The sequence below is a fragment of the Alistipes sp. CAG:29 genome, assembly GCF_000435435.1.
Taxonomy (GTDB): domain Bacteria; phylum Bacteroidota; class Bacteroidia; order Bacteroidales; family Rikenellaceae; genus Alistipes; species Alistipes onderdonkii.
Window position 1 is genome coordinate 20,430 of the sequence record NZ_FR893450.1, and the last position, 17,607, is coordinate 38,036.

Here is a 17,607-nt window from a genome sequence, read left to right on the forward strand (position 1 = left end):
AATAATATGGACATCCGTATCGAAAAGAAAAAGGGCATCCGCGCCCTGTTTACCAAAAAAGGCATCCCCTATCTGGCCGGGGCGCTGTTCCTGGTCTTCGTGTTGTGGCTCCTGTTGCGCGACAACTCCTCGACGCTGCGCGTCGATGCCCGTACGATTTCCGTCGGGCAGGTCGTGAGCGGTGAATTCAACGACTACATCCGCGTCACCGGGCAGGTGCAGCCCATCACCACCGTGCAGCTCAGTCCCCTCGAAGCGGGCATCGTCGAGCGGCTTGTGGTCGAGGAGGGTACCTCCGTCAAAAAGGGCGATGTGCTGGTCGTGCTGAGTAACACGTCGCTCACGCTCGAAATCCTGAACAGCGAGGCCGAGCTGGCCGAAAAGCAGAACATCCTGCGCAATACGCTGATCTCGATGGAGCAGGAGAAACTCTCGCTGCGGCAGGACAAGGCGCAGCTGGATCTCGACGTGTCGCGCAAGAAGCGGGCCTGGCAGCAGAACGAGGAGCTTTACAGGAACGCCCTGATCGCCCGCGAGGAGTGGTTGCAGTCGAAGGAGGACTACGAACTGGCCGAAAAGAAACGCGAGCTGAACATCGAGCGGCAGGTGCAGGATTCGCTCTACCGTTCGGTGCAGATCGAGCAGATGGAGGAGAACCTCGACAACATGAAGCGCAACATGCAGCTCATCCGCGAGCGCATCGGCAACCTCAACGTCAAGTCGCCGATCGACGGCGAAGTCGGTCTGCTGGACATCGTGCTCGGGCAGTCGGTCTCCACGGGGCAGAAGATCGGGCAGATCAACGACTTGTCGGACTACAAGGTCGAGGCACAGATCGACGAGAGCTACATCGACCGTGTGCGTGCCGGCCTCGAAGCCACCTTCGACCGTCAGGGCACCGACTACAAGGTGCGCCTGCGCAAAGTCTATCCCGAGGTGCGCAGCGGCCAGTTCCGAGCCGACTTCACCTTCCTGGGCGACCATCCCGAGAACATACGCAGCGGCCAGACCTACTACCTGCATCTCGAACTGGGGCAGCCTACCGAGGCGGTCATCATCCCCCGCGGGTCGTTCTACCAGACTACGGGCGGCGCATGGATCTATGTCCTTGCGCCCGAGGGCGACAAGGCTTATAAACGCCCCATCCGCATCGGCCGCCAGAACCCGCAGTATTACGAGGTGCTCGACGGGCTGGAGCCGGGCGAGCGGGTCATCGTTTCGGGCTATGAGAATTACGGCTCGAACGACGTGCTGATCCTCAATAAATAATTTTCCGCTGAAATTTCTCCGCACCCGTCAAAACCGAATAATATGTTCCGTCAACTCAATTTCCGCTCGTTTTTCAACTTCCTGGGGCGCAACAAGCTCTATGCGGCCATCAATATCTTCGGGTTGTCCGTCTCGCTGATGTTCGTGATCCTGATCGCCGACTACACCCTTCGGCAACTTACGTGCGACGACTACCACGCCAAGGCCGACCGCATTTATGTCATCGGCAACGAGGAGCGCATTACGAGCGGTTATTACCTGCAGAAATACCTGCGCGACCGTTATCCCGAGATCGAATCGACCTGCGCCGTCGCGGTGTCGGGACAGTCCACCGATGCCATGCAGCCCGTCGAGGCCGGACAGGGGAAATATTCGGCGACGATCCTCTTCGCCGATACGACTTTTTCCGGATATTCGATTTCGAACTGCTGGAGGGCGACCGGGAGCAAGCCCTCGCCTCGCGCGACAACGTGGTGCTTTCCGAGTCGTTCGCCCGCAAGGTTTTCGGCACGTTCAACCCGATGGGGCAGGTGATCCGCTTCCCCGACGAGGAAAAGTCGTACGTTGTGAGCGGCGTGGTGCGGGATATCGACCGCTCGGTGATTCCCAATATGGACATCGTCATGCGGGCCGAGCGCCTCTGCGATATCAATTCGGCCAATGACGAGCATATGAGTAATTCCGGTGCCGTGACGACTTTCATCCTGGCGCGTCCCGGTGCCGACCTGACGGCCAAGATACCCGATATGCTTGATTATTTCAAAGAGATATACTGGATCTACAAGGGCAATGTCTATCAGCATGTGACCCTTACGCCTTTGCGCGATGTCTATTTTTTATCCCAGAATAATGATGGGGGGTTCAACTACGGCAGTTGGCCCTTCGTGATGATCCTTTTCGGTGTGGGCGCCGTCATCCTGCTCTTCGCCGTGATGAATTATATCAACCTGACGGTTGCCCAGACCGGGTTTCGCGCCAAGGAGATGGCCGCCCGCCGGCTGCTGGGCGCCTCGCGCGGCGAAATCATCCTCAAACTGATCCTCGAATCGACATTCCTGTGTGTCGTGGCGTTCGTCATCGCGCTTTTCCTGGCAGCCGCGGTGGAGCCCGGCGCTTCGCGGCTGCTGGGGTCGAAAATCGGCGTCTGGCAGGATATGACGCCTGCCGTCGTGGCTTGCTATGCCGCGTTTATCGTGGTGCTGGGCGTCGTTGCGGGCTTTATCCCGGCGATGATGGTGTCGCGCTACAAACCCGTGGACATCGTCCGGGGATCGTTCCGCCACCGCACCAAGATGTTTTACAGCAAGGTGCTTATCACGATCCAGAACGTCATCACCATTGTCCTGATCGCCACCTCGCTGACCATCGGCCTGCAGATCCGCCACCTGATTTCGGCGCCGATGGGGTACAATACGGCCGACATACTCGATATCTCGACCGAAATTTTCCTCGGGAAAAAACAGATTGCGCAGTTCCGCGAGGAGCTGTTGCGCGAGCCGTGTGTCGAGGCCGTCGCCCTGGGCTGCGGTACGCCCCACGACCGGGGCAACAACAATACGATGCAGTATGGCCCCGACCGGATGATCGGATTCCAGATATTCATCGGCGATTCGACCTATTTCCGGATACTGGGGCTGGAGCGGCTGCGCGACAACCACCTCGCCCGTATGAACGACGACAATATGGTCTTCATCAACCAGCACGCCCTGCGGGAACTGGGTATTGCGGAGGACGCCGAAGAATTCAAGGTAGGCATGGATTACTCTTATCCCTACCAAATCGCAGGTATCTACCGCGATTTCCAGATCGGGTCGGCGCTCGACAAGCCCCAATCGGCGATGCTGTGGCAGACGGACGACATTGCGGATATGTACCCGTGGAATATCCTGGTCAAAATCCGCGGGGACAAGACCGTGGCCTACAATACGGTCAAATCGGTCTTCGAACGTATTTCCGACGGTGCGGTCTTTACCGGGGCGGAGTATATCGAGCAGGAAATCGAAGCCGACTATGCCGATCAGCGGCGCATCCTGCACATCGTCGGTATCTTCACGCTCGTGGCGATCCTGATCTCGGCGCTCGGTCTGGTGGCCATGTCGACTTACTACATCCAGCAGAAGGAGCAGGAGGTCGCTGTCCGCAAGGTCTTCGGCTCGACGCGCGGTGAGGTGCTCACGCGCCTGGTGGGCAACTTCATGCGGCTGGTCGGCGCGGCGTTCGTCATCGCCGTGCCCGTGGCGTGGTACCTGCTCGAACGCTGGCTGCAGGATTACAGCGTCCGGATTTCGCTCTCTCCCCTCATTTTCCTGGCCTCGGGGGCTTTTGCCACCGTGGTGGCATTCGTTGCCGTCTTCTGGCAGAGCAGCCGTGCGGCCGATTCCAACCCGATCGACTCGATTAAAAACTAAAGACAGACCCGAATGAAGAATTTCCTATTCGCATTACGTTACCTGCGTAAACTGCGCGGCGGCACCCTTGCCCGCGTGGTGTCGCTTTCGCTGGGGCTGGCCGTCGGTCTGCTGGTCTTTTCGTATGCCAATTACAACCTCACCTCCGACCGTTGTTTCCCCGACCGGGAGCGGATATTCCAACTGTGGGCTCATTATGCCGATCCGCAGCACAGCGGGTACAGTCCGCAGCTCAATGCCCCCATCGCCCCGGCGCTGGCCGAAGAGGTTCCGCAGGTCGAAGCCGCCACACGCCTGTTCGGGCCGCGCACATCCGACATCGTGCGGGGTGATAATGCTTTCCAGGCAAAGTATATATACGCCGATACGATGTTTTTCGACGTGCTGGGATTCGAACCGATGAACGGCAACCCCAAAGAGATCCTGCTCCATGCCGACCAGGTGATGCTTGCGGAGTCTTTTTCCCGCACGATCTTCGGTCGTAAGGATCCCGTGGGGCAGTTGGTATTGCTGAACGGCACCGATTCGCTGACGGTCATGGGGCTTTTCCGCGACCCGAATCCCAACCAGCACCTCGGCGGTTTCAATATGCTCTGTTCGTTCGAAATTGTGAAGCGCGACCTCAATACGTCGTGGCGGGGCGGCGATTCGTTCCCGAGTTATGTCAAACTCCACAAAGGGGCGTCCGTCGCCGAGGTCGAAGCGCAGCTTCCCACATTTTTCGACCGCCACGGATTCACCGAGGATATGAAAGCCTGGAACCGCAGCTACCGGTTTTTCCCGATCACGGAGTCTTCGCGCATAAATACTTCCGCCGGGCTGATCGCATGGGTGTTGATGGCACTTGCGGCCCTTACGCTTTTCGTTGCGTCGATGAACTATGTGCTGATTTCGATTTCGACGTTGGTAAGCCGCTCGAAGACCATCGCCATGCTCAAGGTCGGGGGTGCCCGGTCTTCGGACATCTTCCGCATTTTCTGTTCCGAGACCGCCATCCTGACCTTCGCTTCGGTCATCGTGGCCGGATTCCTGTTGTGGGCCCTGCAGGATCAGGTGCTGGAGATTACCGGGACGCCGATGTCCGAACTCTTCGCCCTGAAGCGCATTTGGGTGCCGTTGCTCGTCATCCTTGCCGCCTTTGCCCTTGCCGCGCTTATCCCGTCGCGTTTTTTCACTTCGGTTCCCGTGACATTGGCGTTCCGCGGGGTCAGCGACAACCGCCGCCGGTGGAAACAGACGCTGCTGGTGGCCGAGATCGTCAGTTGTACGTTTACGCTTACGCTCCTGTTATTGGCCGTGTTGCAGTTCGATAAACTCCGCAACGGCGATTTCGGGTTCGAACATGACCGTATCGTATATACATATGTCAAAACGCCTTTGGGCAACATTTCTTCGGTCTGCGACGCCGTTGCTTCGCTACCCGAAGTCGACGCTGCCGGAGCTTCGCTCGAGGTGCCGCTTTGGGGATATTCGGGAATGCCCTGCATCGACGAAAACTCCAAGGAATTGCTTTTCTCCTGCCGCTGGCTGCTTTGCAACGAGGGCTTTATACCTGCGATGCGGATGCACCTTGTCGGCGGCCGGAACTTTACGCCTTCGAGCAACCCCCTGGAGGCGATCGTAAACGAAACCTACGTCCGTATGCGCGGATGGACGCCCGAACAGGCATTGGGGCATCAGATTACCGACGACTCCTCGCCCGGGGCTCCTCTTTATACGATCGTGGGCGTCGTAAAGGATTTCCGGACGGTCGTGGCTACGGGAGAGGTCGAGCCGATCGTGTTCCATCCGTTCAGCTATTTCCAGAAGTTCGGTGCCACGGACGATTATATGCTGGACTATTTCTTGATGATCCGCCTGCGCGGGATGTCGCCCGAGTCGCTGGAGGCCGTGCAGCGCAAGATCGGAGAATACCCTTCGGGCAACAATCATACGCTCGAAGTTTACGACAACAAACTGGGCCCCATCCTTTTCGAGATACGCAGTTTCCGCAATATCGTCTTTACCGTGAGCGGCATCACCCTGCTTATCGCCCTGATGGGGCTCGTGGGCTATCTGGGCGACGAGATGCGCCGCCGCAGCAAGGAGATCGCCCTGCGCAAGGTCAACGGGGCTTCGACGGCCGACGTGCTGCGCCTGTTGGCGCGCGACGTGCTGTGGATCGCCGTTCCGTCCGTGGTCGTCGGGGCCGCCGTAAGGCGCTGGGGGCGCCCGCCGTAAGCCGCTGGGGTGCAGACCTGCTGGTCAGCAACTTCGTCGAGCGTGTGGCGCTCCGCTGGTGGCTCTTCGCCCTGTGCGGGGCAGTGGTGCTGTTGATCGTCTGCACCGTGCAGCTCGTCCGCACGTGGCGCATCGCCAATGCCAACCCGATTAACATGATTAAAACCGAATAGTGTGTTATGAAGATCGCATTTCGTAATTTTCTGACTACGCTGCGGCGCTACAAAATCTCGTCGCTGCTGAACGTCATAGGCCTGACGCTGGCATTTACCGCGTTCTACGTCATCATGACGCAGGTCTGGTGGGAGCTGGGTTACAACCGCTCGCTGCACGAAGCCGACCGTATTTATCTCGTGGAGAACGAGGACTGGTACGAGCCCGGGAAATGGTCGTCGTGGCTTAACCGGCCGGTGCCCGAGCGTGTCATCGCTTCGACGGCGGGGGTCGAAGTCGGGGGCTGCATGTGGGGCGGTTTCGGCTCCGGAACCTGTTGGACGAGCAACGAGCCTTCGTTCGGGTATAATAAGTTTTCTGCTTCCTGCGGTTCGGTATCGCTGCCTTTCCTCGATGTTTTCGCTTTCCGTTCGGTCGAGGGCGATGTGCATGACCTCGGAAAACCGAAGAGCGTCAGGCCCTCGGAAAACCGAAGAGCGTCATCGTTTCCCGCGAGGCGGCCGAACGGATGCGGGTCGGCGTGGGCAGCCTCATATGGGTCGACACCGACGAACCCCAGCCCGACGGGGCGATGGAAGTCGTGGCGGTTTTCGAAGACTTTCCGGACAATTCGTTGCTGGGAGAGTGCGAGGTGGTGAAAAATCTGGGCGAAACGAACCTTTATACCACTTCGGAGTGGAGTTTCAATTATTTCGTCAAATTCAGGCCCGGTGCCGATCCCGACGAGTTTGCGCGCCAGTGGACGAACGTGAACCAGGAGATGCAGCGCGAGGCGGCCGAGAAACGTGCGGCGGCCGGGGACGCCGCAGATGACGACGACGAATCGGGTATCTACGGCGTGCGCCTTTCTCCGGTATCGGAACTCTATTTCGAGTCGGATTCACAGGCACCCTGCCGGCAGGGGTCTGTCGTCACGACCTATACCCTGCTGGGTATTGCCGTGTTGGTTATCGTGCTGGCTTTCATCAATTTCGTCAACTTCTTCTTCGCGCTGGTGCCGGTGCGCATCCGTACCGTCAATACGTTCAAGGTCTTCGGCGCTCCCGCGTCGTCGCTGCGCTTCAATTTCGTTTTCGAGGCGTTCGGGCTCGTCCTGATCGCTTTGCTGGCGGCCTGGTACGTTTCCTTTGCCTTGCAGGGCACCGAATTCGCCAGCTACATTTCCGCATCGCTGGCGCTGTCGCAGAATTTGGAAGTCGTGGGGCTGGTAGCCGTTGTAGCTTTCGTCATGGCGCTCGCCGCCAGCCTCTACCCGGCGTGGTATATCACGTCGTTCGCCCCGGCGCTGGTCGTCAAGGGATCCTTCGGCGGAACCCGCAGCGGCCGCCGGCTGCGTACGCTGCTGCTGGGCGTGCAGTTCTTCATCTCCATCGGGCTGATCATCGCGACCAGTTTCATTCGCCTGCAACACGACTACATGATGCACTATGACATGGGTTTCGACAAGGAAAACCTCCTCGCCGTGCGGCTTTCCGAACGTGGGGCGGTAAGTTATGACGCCCTTCGGCAGAAACTTCTATCCGACCCTCAGGTAAAGGATGTTACGGGAGCTACGAGTCGTTTGGTGTCGGTCGGGCGTATGGGCTGGGGCCGGGAGTTCAAGGGCCGTCAGGTCGCTTTCCAGAGTTATGTCGTACAACCTGATTTCTTGCGCGTGATGGGTATCCCGATTACCGACGGACGCGATTTCCTGGAGAGCGACTTCGACAAGGAACTCGGAACGATGATTTTCAACGAAGCGGCGCGGCGGGAATTTGAAATGCAGGTCGGCGACCGTATCAACGGTTTCGTGTCGCCCGACGAGCAAATTGTAGGTTTCTGTGCTGATTTCAACTTCAAGCCCCTGCAATACGGTGTATCGCCCTTCTGTTTCTATCTTCTTCCGAAGAAAATCCAGCAGGAAAATTACTGGCACCTGCCTCATGTGGTCTATGTGCGGATGACGCCCGGAGCCGATATTGCGGCTGTTACCGCCCATATCCGCCGCTGTATCGCGGAGGTCGATCCCCGCACGGAGCCGGGCGATATCGTCGTCCGTGTTTTCGACGAGGAGCTGGGCCTCGAGTACGACAACGAACGCAAACTGACGGCCATCGTCGGGCTGTTCGCGCTGTTGGCCGTCGTGATCGCCCTGATGGGCGTCTTCGGGCTGGTGCTGTTCGAGACACAGCACCGCCGCCGCGAAATCGCCGTGCGCCGGGTAATGGGGGCTTCGCGGGGCGAAATCCTCGCCATGTTCAACCGCCGCTACGTCATGCTGGTCGCCGTGTGTTTCGTGCTGGCTGTCCCGGTAAGCATCTGGGCCGTCAGGCACTGGCTCGCAGGCTTCGCCTATGCCGTGCCGCTGTATTGGTGGGTCTTTGCCCTGGCACTGGCGGGGGTGCTGGCCGTCACGGCACTCACCGTCACCGTCCGCTCGTGGCATGCCGTTAACGAAAACCCGGCCGAATCCGTGAAATCCGAATAAATCAAATCAATATCAACAATAAAAACCTGTTTGTTATGTCAATGCTGAAAGTTGAGAACCTCAAGAAGGTTTTCCGTACCGAAGAGATCGAGACCATCGCACTGAACGGCGTGACGTTCGAAGTGAAGGAGGGTGAATTCGTCGCCGTCATGGGTCCCTCGGGCTGCGGCAAGTCCACGCTGCTCAATATCCTGGGGCTTCTGGACAATCCCACCTCGGGCAGCTATACGCTGCTCGACCACGAGGTCGCCGGGTTCAAGGAGAAAGACCGCACGAAATTCCGCAAGGGGAATATCGGGTTTGTCTTCCAGTCGTTCAACCTGATCGACGAACTGAATGTCTTCGAGAACGTCGAGCTGCCGTTGATCTACATGCGCGTCAAGGCGTCCGAGCGCAAGCGTCGTGTCAACGAGATCCTGAGCCGCATGAATATTTCGCACCGCGCCGAACACTTCCCCCAGCAGCTCTCGGGCGGACAGCAGCAACGTGTGGCCATCGCCCGTGCCGTGGTGTCGAACCCCAAGCTGATCCTGGCCGACGAGCCCACGGGTAACCTCGACTCGAAGAATGGCCGCGAGGTGATGGAACTGCTTTCGGAGCTGAACCGCGAGGGTACGACCGTCATCATGGTGACCCACTCGCAGCACGATTCGACTTACGCGCACCGGGTGCTGCACCTGTTCGACGGCGAGCTGGTCAAGGATCTCGCCAACAAACTGTAATTCCTGTCCCTGACCGATAAAAAGTTCATTCCATAAGCGGGGAGGCCGGAGTATTCCGGCCTCTTTTGTGCCGTCCCTGTTCGTGTCCCGTGCGGAGCCTGTTGTGTTTCCGGGGTACGGGCGGCACGCGGCGGTGCCGGACTGTGCGGCCCGAATACCTTTCCGGGGAGGGGCTCCGGGGAAGGGCGGGCATGTCGATGCAGCCACGGGCTGCGGGTAACAGCGGCAGGATGCAAAGATTCGGGGCATGGGCTTCCGGAACGTCGAAGTACATAATTGCCGGTAATTATACGCCCCCGGATGCCGCCCGGAGCCGTTTCGGGTCATTTTAGGTATTTTCGCGTATTGACCTTTTGCGCCGGAATCACGACTTTTGTGAACCCAAACGACCTTGTTTATGAGAATGATTTTGCCCGTATTGCTGCTGCTCGGCGTAATTGGAGCCGCTCGTGCACAGCAACCCGACACACAATCCGCGACAGCTTCGGTTGAGGAACTTTCGGCGGAAGTCGCGGCGCTCAAAGCCAAAACATCCACCTGGGACAAAGTGCTGGCCGCCCTGCCGAAAATTTCGGGATATGTCCAGACCGGTTACGAATGGAGCGACAATTCGTCGACCTTTTTTATCAAACGCGTACGTCTGAACCTGGCGGGCGCCATCGCTCCGAAACTGGATTACCGTGTCCAGATCGAATTCGCTTCGCCGAAAATCGTCGACGCCTACCTGTGTTACAAACCGTTCGATGAGCTCAACGTCCAGCTGGGCGAATACAAGCTGCCTTTTTCGATCGAGAATACCGACTATGTGCCGCTCAGATATGAGTTCATCGAATACCCCCTTTCGTTGCGCAAACTGATGGGTTTCAACGATCTATGCGGGCTTTCGGCCACTGGCCGCGACATGGGCGCGCAGCTGTTTGGAGGATTTTTCAAGCGCGACGGATACAGTATCCTGAACTACAACTTCGGCGTTTTCAACGGTGAGGGGCTGAACGTCAAGGATAAGAACAAAAGCAAGGACATCGTGGCGCGCCTTACGGTCAAGCCCGTCGCCGGATTGCAGTTCGCGGGATCGTACTACTGGGGCGAGTACGGCGAGGATTACCTGAAGCGCATCCGTTACGGTGCCGGTGCCTGCTACGATTACGGGCGCCTCGTCCTGCGCGGCGAATACATCTGCGGCACGACGGGCGGCCTCGACAGCGAGGGGTGGTATGCCGTGGCCGGCTGGCGCGTGGCCCGGACATTGTTGCCGACGGTGCGGTACGATACCTTTCTCGAAGACTGCTCCCGCGGTTCGAGCCGCCAGACCAATTATACGGCCGGGCTTACGTGGCAACCTGTGAAATACCTGCGCTGCCAGCTGGATTATACCTACGAAGATTTCGCCGCGCGGGGTGTCGCCGGTCGCAATGTGGTGGCACTGATGCTCTCCGGCATATTTTAACCTGAAAAAATAATAAAGATGAAAAAGTGGATGGAACAATTCCGGGTCGAGGACTGGGTGGTGGTCTGGGTGAGCATTCCCCTGCTGGTGCTGGCCGCGGTCGCACCTTCCGCGCTGCCCAAAGTCCCCGCGACGCTGCTGGGCGGCGCTGCGTGGAGCAATATCGCCTGTCTCTTCGCCATCGTGCTGGTGGTGCTCTATGCCGGGTGCCTGATGCTGCGGCGACCGCTCAGGGGGCTGCTTGCGTCGCTCGTGGTCGTCTTCGCCGTCTCGTTGCTGGCGCAGATCGTCGCCAAGATCCCCTCCGTGTCGTATTACGGCTTCGAATCGGTATTCTTTTCGGTGCTCTTCGGGTTACTGATCCGCAACGTGTGGCATGTTCCCGCGTGGCTGAAACCCGCGATCCAGGGTGAATTCTACATCAAGATCGGCGTCGTGTGCCTCGGTGCCACGATCCTCTTCAGCGATGTGATGAAATCGGGTGTCTTCGGCCTCGTGCAGGCCTGCCTGGTGGTCGCCGTCGTGTGGTTCTTCGCCTTCCGGCTTTCGCGCCGCATGAAGGTCGACGAACGCTCGGCGATGATCCTTTCGAGCGGCGTGTCGATCTGCGGCGTGTCGGCCTGTATCACGGCGGCCCGCGTGGCGGGCGGCGACGACCGGAAACTTTCGTACATCGTTTCGTTGGTACTGATCGTCGTCGTGCCGATGATCTATCTGATGCCGTGGCTGGCGCATGTGATCCTGCCGCATATTTTCGACGATCCGCATGTCGTGCAGGAGGTTGCCGGGGCGTGGATCGGCGGTACGATCGACACTACGTCGGGTGTCGCCGCATCGAGCATGATCGTGGGCGAGGTGGCCAACCAGCATGCCGTCATCATCAAGGCTGCGCAGAACGTACTGATCGGTGTGGTGGCGTTCTTCATCGCGCTTTACCTCTCGACACGCCGCGGCGATAAGACCGGGCAGGCCCCGTCACTGGGGATCGTGTGGGAGAAATTCCCCAAATTCATCATCGGATTCGTTGCCGCATCGCTGGTGTTCAGCCTATTGCAGGGAAACGGCCTCTTTACGGCCGATGCCAAGGGTAAACTTGCCGAGCCGGGTGTCGCCAAAATGTTCTCGACGGTATTCTTCTCGCTGGCCTTCGTCTGCGTGGGGCTCGATACGCGCCTCAAGGATATCGTTTCCCGGGAGAACCGCAATCTCCTGTGGGCGTTCCTCGCCGCCCAGACTTTCAATATCGTCGTTACGCTCCTCATCGCGCTCGTGCTGTTCGGCGTACTGAAACCGATGCTGGGATAATCCCCGGCAGATGCCTTTCCATAGCCCCCGGAACTTCTGTCCCGGGGGCTTTTCATGCTTCCGGCCGGGCTGTAATGCTCGTCTGTCGTCTGTCGTCTGTCGTCTGTCGTCTGCCGTCTGCCAACCCTGCCCCGTCGATCCGTCCGTCCTTTCCGTGCGTTCGCTGTCCTGTCCGCCGTGTCCTGCCGGCTCCGTTTGTCTGTGGCCTGCTCTGTCCTGCCTGTCCGGTTTGCGGCCTACACGTCTGTCGAGTCCCGTCCGCCAGTGCCTTGTGCTGCGAGGGATTTTCTTGTCCGGAATACCTTGGACGCAATGCCGTTATGGCCGAATAACATATTTTTCAGCCTTTTTAAATTGTCCGATGGTTAGTTTTGCTGCCATGATCCCGCCGGGACATGCATCCGTGCACCTCCGGCGGCGTGGAAAATTCCAATTCTAACCATAAACAACTAAAATGTATGGCAACAGTAAAAGTCAAGCTCAGGGAATCGACGGTCGGTGGGAAAGCGGGAGTAATATATTACCAGCTTTGCCATCGGCGCAAATCACAGCAGGTAACTACCTCCATGCGTCTCCAGCCCCGGCAGTGGGATGCAAGGCGCGGGTGTGTCATCACGCCCCTTTCGGGCGAAGCCCATGCGTTGCTGTCCGTGCAGCAGCGGATCGACCGTGATTTGTGTCTGTTGCATACGATCATCCGGGATTTCGAATTCCGGCAGGAGGGGTACTCGCTCAGGGATGTTGTCGATCGGTTTCGCAAGTCCCGGCGGAGCACCGTGCTCGCCTATGTCGAAACGCAGGCCGCAAGGCTCGAGGCGAACGGGAAGTTGGGGACGGCGCGCAACTACCGGCGGACACTCGGGAGTTTCTCCGATTTCCTGGGCGGACGGGACATTCCCTTTTCGCTCGTCGATGAACGGCTTGTGGGGCAGTATGACGACTGGCTCCGGCGCCGGGGCGTTGTCCGCAATACCGTCTCGTTTTATATGCGGATATTGCGTGCGGTCTATAATAGGGCCGTGAAGGAGGATGTCGTGCCACAGGCCGATCCTTTCCGGCATGTGTACACCGGTGTCGACCAGACCTGCAAGCGTGCTGTCGGCGAGGATGTCGTCGTGCGGCTCCGGCAGCTGGATCTGACACATTCCCCGTCCCTGGCATTGGCCCGGGATATTTTTATTTTCAGTTATTGTACGCGCGGGATGGCATTCGTGGACATTGCCTTCCTGAGGAATCAGGATATCGTCGGGGATACGATCCGTTATGTTCGCCGCAAGACCGGGCAGCGCCTCGTTATCCGTATCGAGCCCTGCATCGCGAAGCTTATCGGGCGCTATGCCGGTGCAGGGCGCATATCCGGCTATGTTTTTCCGCTGCTCAGTTCGGACGATCCGGTCAGGGCGTTTTCCCAATACCGTACGGCCCTTGACTATTATAATCGTCGGTTGAAAAAGCTGTCCGGTTTGCTGGGGCTCGAAGTCCCGCTCTCCTCCTATACCTCGCGGCATACGTGGGCGACTGCTGCCCGGAACCATAACATTCCGTTGTCGGTCATCAGTGCGGGAATGGGACATGCTTCGGAAAAAACCACGCAGATTTACCTGGCTTCGCTCGAAAACTCCGTCATCGACCAGGCGAACCGGAGCCTGATAGCATCCTTATACGTGTAAGGTCTCTATATAAGAGACCTTCATAACTTTTGCAAAAGTACTAAAAATAAAGCATATGCCCAAATTTTTTAAATCATATTTTTGTTCCCGGCACCGCTTGTCAATGCAAAAACAAGTTGATTATCAAAAACTTACCATCTTTGACCCGATTGTCTGCACGAATTGTTCGCCAAGTGGATGAATTCAGTGCTCTTTTAATCCGACTTTGGGTATTTGCAGACAATAATCGAACAAGGTCGGTAAAAATAACTTTTATTATATGTTATATAATTGATTATCAGATAGTAATCAAGACAGACCTATCTCTTATATAGAGACCGCACTTTAAAATACGGAAGTGTTCTTATGGGAGGCGCGTAATTGATTGAAAATCTTGGTTTTAAGAGGTTTTCGATGTCCCCATGGAACGCTTTTTTCTCAACTGTACGCCTTTCCCGGGTGCCGAATCCCGACTTAACGGATCACAATAATGGACTGTCAGGACACAGATGCCAAATGGTATGTGCTTCGGGTTACCTATCAGCGCGAACTCTCCACCAAGGAGTATCTCGACAAACTGCATGTCGAGAATTTCGTGCCGGTAAGGGTCGTACGCCGCCGGGATTCCAAGGGCCGGTTTTCCCGGGTACGGGAAGCCGCAGTGCACAACTATATCTTCGTCCGTTCCACGCGGGAGGTTATCGACGACCTGAAGACATTCAGGCTGCCGATTCTGCGCTATGTGATGCATCAGCAAAACGGCGAGAACCAGATTATGACCGTGCCCGAGTCCCAGATGCGCAATTTTATTGCCGTGGCCGCCAATATCGACGAACCGGTGATTTTCCTTTCGCCCGAAGAGGTCGCGTTGTCGAAAGGCGACAAGGTGAGGATTAAGGACGGCGTATTCATGGGTGTCGAAGGCACGTTCATGCGGGTGAAAAACACCCGGGACAGACGTGTCGTTGTCAAGATCGACGGCATTACGGCGGTCGCTACCGCTTCCATTCCGTCCGCGTTGGTCGAAAAAATATGATCCCTGGCCTGTAAACCTGCAAAAGGAACTATTCCGGTTCCGATAAATTACTGACATGACACCGAATTACCTGAAGAAAATGTTGCCATTGCTGCTGGGTGCCGATCCCGCCCAGGCCACGAATGTGCAGCTCGTGTCGTTGGCAAAGGCTTTTGCCGCGGGCTATGGGTTGGTGTCGTCCGTGGCGCCTGCCGGGGAATTCGGTACGGAGGAAACCTATCGCAACAGGATCGACAGCTTGTTCTGGGCGCTGTCTGAACGCTCTGAACACGAGCCCGACACAGCGATCCGTAGCCGGATGGTTCATGCCATGTATTCGCTTGCCTGCGAAACGGTGTTTTCCGTCGATCTGCGGAAGAAAAACTGTTGCTACCGGGCTGCGGACGCACTTGTCCGGGATTTTGTGGGCGTCGTCGGTGCCCGACCGGAAAACGGTCTGTTTCAACAGACGGGCGTCTGCATGTGCGCGGCCGACCTGCTCTATCCCGCTCCGGCTGTCGATGACGAATACCTGCTGTTCCTGAAACGGCAGATGGCCGGCTGGACATTCGCCCTGGATGCTGATGGCTGCTGGCCGGGGGTGTCGTCCGAGGTCGCATTGGAACGTATCGGGGTGATGAACCGGGTTGCCTGGATGTTTCCCGACTTGGAGAACGATGCCGTGATAAGGCGGGCGACGGGGTATTACCGCAGGTGCGTACGTGTCCCTGCCGACCCCCTGAATTTCGACGAGGGGTACCTCTGTACGCTGGGGCGGATGTACGAGGTCGCATTGCAGGGCAATGCCCTCCCTGTCGATAAACCCGTAGCGCGGCGGATCGCCCGGTTCATGTACGATTACAGCCTGACGCTGCCCGTGCGCGGCGACGCATGGTATTATTGCACTTCTTATGTCATACATTGTATTGCCGAAAGTATCGGGGCGCGACTGGAGGCTGAAATGGAACGGCATATCGCATAAATGATAAAGCCTGTTGAATTTTCCATTTGATTGCTGTCGATGTAAAACCTCTTCCTTTTCCGGATAATAAAATGAATCAGTATGGCAACGCCTCTTTGCTACACAGTCATCATTCCTTTCTTTATAGCCCTTTTCTTAGTCGGCTGGATCCATCCTAAACTGGTGAAGATCGCCCTGTTAAAAAACATTGTCGATAATCCGGATGCCCGTAAACTCCAACGTACGCCTGTCCCGGTCTTGGGCGGCGTCGCCGTTTTCTTCGGGGTCGTGATCGCGATCGGGTGCATGAGCGCCGTCGTGGACTGCTCCGGACTGCCCGTCGTGATCATGGCCATGATGGCGATGCTCTATACCGGCACGATGGACGATATTCTGAACCTTTCCCCTTCCCTGCGGCTTTTGATCGAGATCGTCGTCGTGCTGCTGCTGGTCTTCGTCGGCGGCTATTGCATAAACGACTTCCACGGTTTGTGGGGCATCGGGCCGATCTCTCCCTGGTGTGCCGTCCCCCTGACTGTTTTTGCCACCGTTGGCATTATCAACGCCATCAACCTGGTGGATGGCGTAAACGGTCTTTCTTCGGGTTATTGCATCATGGCCTGTACCATCTTCGGCATACTTTTCCATCTCGCCGGCGAAGAGGCGATGACCATCCTGGCGGTAGTTTCGGTCGGGGCCTTGATTCCCTTCTTCCTGCACAATGTCTTCGGTAAAACCTCAAAGATGTTCATCGGCGACGGCGGGACGTTGGTCATGGGCACCGTCATGTCCGTCTTCGTGATCGCCATCCTGCAATCCGGCTCGCGGGTCGCAGCCTTTGTCGACCCCAATGTCGGGCTTGTACCGTTCACGCTGGCGGTATTGTCGGTTCCCGTGTTCGATACGCTGCGCGTGATGTCGACGCGTATGCTGAAGGGCTCGTCGCCATTCCGTCCCGACAAGACCCACCTGCACCATATGTTCATCGACATGGGTTGTTCCCATGTCGCGACGACATTGGCTATCTTGGGATTGAATACGGCGGTCGTATTATGCTGGTGGGCGTTCGAAGCGGCCGGTTTTTCAATCGCCGTTCAACTGTATGCGGTCGTCGGCATGAGCCTTCTGGCCACGTTCGGGTTGTATCATTTCATGCAATGGCATATCCGCCGCGACACGAAATTCATGGGCATTATCCGCCGGCTGGGGTACAAGACCCATATCAGCCGTACCGGAATTTTTTTCTGGTTGCAGCAGGTCATGGATAAGGTTTGATTTTTTTATTCGCGACCCTGTATGTCCGGGACACATTATTTATAAAATATAGATTTAACTTATTGTAATGAAAGGCATAATCTTGGCAGGTGGCAGCGGTACACGGTTGTACCCGATCACGAAGGGTGTCAGCAAGCAGCTGTTGCCTGTTTACGACAAGCCGATGGTCTACTACCCCTTATCGGCCTTGCTGCTGGCTGGCATCCGCGACATTCTCCTGATCTCTACGCCAGAGGATCTGGGCGGTTTCCGCCGTTTGCTGGGCGACGGCTCCGACTACGGGGTTCGTATCACGTATGCCGAGCAGCCGTCCCCGGACGGTCTTGCACAGGCATTCCTTATCGGCGCGGATTTCATCGGCAATGACTCCGTGTGTCTGGTTCTGGGCGACAACATCTTCCACGGCTCGGGCTTCACGGGCCTTCTTCGCGAGGCGGTTTCACGGGCCTTCTTCGCGAGGCAGTCCGCACGGCCGAGGAGGATGGCAAGGCTACGGTCTTCGGCTACCGTGTCGAGGATCCCCAGCGCTACGGCGTGGCGGAGTTCGATGCGGCGGGCAACTGCCTGTCGATCGAAGAGAAACCGGCGCACCCGAAATCGAACTACGCAGTGGTGGGCCTGTACTTCTACCCGAACAAGGTCGTGGATGTGGCCAAGGGTATCCGGCCCTCGGCGCGCGGGGAGCTTGAGATCAC

At 57.5% G+C, this 17,607-nt stretch carries 13 protein-coding genes and 1 pseudogene; all 14 read left to right on the plus strand.

The window, feature by feature from the left end; all coding sequences use genetic code 11:
• Nucleotides 1-6: 6 nt before the first annotated feature.
• Entirely contained in the window at nucleotides 7-1,269 is a 1,263-nt protein-coding gene (locus tag QVP03_RS05415; RefSeq protein ID WP_018695468.1) for an efflux RND transporter periplasmic adaptor subunit, read from the plus strand.
• A gap of 182 nt (nucleotides 1,270-1,451) precedes the next feature.
• The gene (locus tag QVP03_RS05420; protein WP_288210657.1) at nucleotides 1,452-3,677 is read left to right on the plus strand and encodes an ABC transporter permease; all 2,226 of its coding nucleotides are present in this window, start codon (nucleotides 1,452-1,454) and stop codon (nucleotides 3,675-3,677) included.
• Nucleotides 3,678-3,689: 12 nt separating this feature from the next.
• Complete coding sequence (locus QVP03_RS05425) at nucleotides 3,690-5,897, plus strand: ABC transporter permease (protein WP_022332548.1); 2,208 nt, start codon at nucleotides 3,690-3,692, stop codon at nucleotides 5,895-5,897.
• The gene (locus QVP03_RS05430) at nucleotides 5,834-6,070 is read left to right on the plus strand and encodes a hypothetical protein (RefSeq protein WP_288210658.1); all 237 of its coding nucleotides are present in this window, start codon (nucleotides 5,834-5,836) and stop codon (nucleotides 6,068-6,070) included. Before QVP03_RS05425 ends, QVP03_RS05430 begins: the two co-directional genes overlap by 64 nt.
• Nucleotides 6,071-6,076: 6 nt before the next feature.
• Nucleotides 6,077-6,709, plus strand: coding sequence for a hypothetical protein (locus QVP03_RS05435; RefSeq protein ID WP_288210659.1), 633 nt, complete (start codon nucleotides 6,077-6,079; stop codon nucleotides 6,707-6,709).
• Nucleotides 6,592-8,538: an FtsX-like permease family protein gene (locus QVP03_RS05440; protein WP_288210660.1), complete on the plus strand. Its 1,947-nt coding sequence runs from the start codon at nucleotides 6,592-6,594 to the stop codon at nucleotides 8,536-8,538. The genes QVP03_RS05435 and QVP03_RS05440 overlap by 118 nt, the downstream gene beginning before the upstream one ends.
• Nucleotides 8,539-8,579: 41 nt before the next feature.
• Nucleotides 8,580-9,260 carry an ABC transporter ATP-binding protein gene (locus QVP03_RS05445; RefSeq protein ID WP_018695464.1) on the plus strand — a complete coding sequence of 227 codons (681 nt, stop codon included), beginning with the start codon at nucleotides 8,580-8,582 and terminating at the stop codon, nucleotides 9,258-9,260.
• 397 nt (nucleotides 9,261-9,657) lie between these two features.
• Nucleotides 9,658-10,707, plus strand: coding sequence for a porin (locus QVP03_RS05450; RefSeq protein ID WP_022332552.1), 1,050 nt, complete (start codon nucleotides 9,658-9,660; stop codon nucleotides 10,705-10,707).
• Between the two features lie 18 nt (nucleotides 10,708-10,725).
• Nucleotides 10,726-12,012: a YeiH family protein gene (locus tag QVP03_RS05455; protein WP_022332553.1), complete on the plus strand. Its 1,287-nt coding sequence runs from the start codon at nucleotides 10,726-10,728 to the stop codon at nucleotides 12,010-12,012.
• Between the two features lie 458 nt (nucleotides 12,013-12,470).
• Complete coding sequence (locus QVP03_RS05460) at nucleotides 12,471-13,682, plus strand: site-specific integrase (protein ID WP_022332554.1); 1,212 nt, start codon at nucleotides 12,471-12,473, stop codon at nucleotides 13,680-13,682.
• Nucleotides 13,683-14,151: 469 nt separating this feature from the next.
• The gene (locus tag QVP03_RS05465; RefSeq protein WP_022332555.1) at nucleotides 14,152-14,697 is read left to right on the plus strand and encodes a UpxY family transcription antiterminator; all 546 of its coding nucleotides are present in this window, start codon (nucleotides 14,152-14,154) and stop codon (nucleotides 14,695-14,697) included.
• Between the two features lie 55 nt (nucleotides 14,698-14,752).
• A complete protein-coding gene (locus tag QVP03_RS05470; protein WP_022332556.1) occupies nucleotides 14,753-15,658 on the plus strand; it encodes a hypothetical protein in 906 nt (301 codons plus the stop codon).
• A gap of 81 nt (nucleotides 15,659-15,739) precedes the next feature.
• Nucleotides 15,740-16,912, plus strand: a complete 1,173-nt coding sequence (locus tag QVP03_RS05475; protein ID WP_018695458.1) for a glycosyltransferase family 4 protein — start codon at nucleotides 15,740-15,742, stop codon at nucleotides 16,910-16,912.
• A gap of 67 nt (nucleotides 16,913-16,979) precedes the next feature.
• Nucleotides 16,980-17,607, plus strand: a pseudogene (locus QVP03_RS13760) (sugar nucleotidyltransferase); the annotation flags it as partial.

What these genes read in the sequence shown, in the direction of transcription:
- QVP03_RS05445 (WP_018695464.1), top strand. Translation starts at nt 8,580, where the DNA reads ATGCTGAAAGTTGAGAACCTCAAGAAGGTTTTCCGTACCGAAGAGATC.
- QVP03_RS05460 (WP_022332554.1), top strand. Translation starts at nt 12,471, where the DNA reads ATGGCAACAGTAAAAGTCAAGCTCAGGGAATCGACGGTCGGTGGGAAA.
- QVP03_RS05470 (WP_022332556.1), top strand. Translation starts at nt 14,753, where the DNA reads ATGACACCGAATTACCTGAAGAAAATGTTGCCATTGCTGCTGGGTGCC.
- QVP03_RS05475 (WP_018695458.1), top strand. Translation starts at nt 15,740, where the DNA reads ATGGCAACGCCTCTTTGCTACACAGTCATCATTCCTTTCTTTATAGCC.
- QVP03_RS05425 (WP_022332548.1), top strand. Translation starts at nt 3,690, where the DNA reads ATGAAGAATTTCCTATTCGCATTACGTTACCTGCGTAAACTGCGCGGC.
- QVP03_RS05415 (WP_018695468.1), top strand. Translation starts at nt 7, where the DNA reads ATGGACATCCGTATCGAAAAGAAAAAGGGCATCCGCGCCCTGTTTACC.
- QVP03_RS05465 (WP_022332555.1), top strand. Translation starts at nt 14,152, where the DNA reads ATGGACTGTCAGGACACAGATGCCAAATGGTATGTGCTTCGGGTTACC.
- QVP03_RS05455 (WP_022332553.1), top strand. Translation starts at nt 10,726, where the DNA reads ATGAAAAAGTGGATGGAACAATTCCGGGTCGAGGACTGGGTGGTGGTC.
- QVP03_RS05435 (WP_288210659.1), top strand. Translation starts at nt 6,077, where the DNA reads ATGAAGATCGCATTTCGTAATTTTCTGACTACGCTGCGGCGCTACAAA.
- QVP03_RS05450 (WP_022332552.1), top strand. Translation starts at nt 9,658, where the DNA reads ATGAGAATGATTTTGCCCGTATTGCTGCTGCTCGGCGTAATTGGAGCC.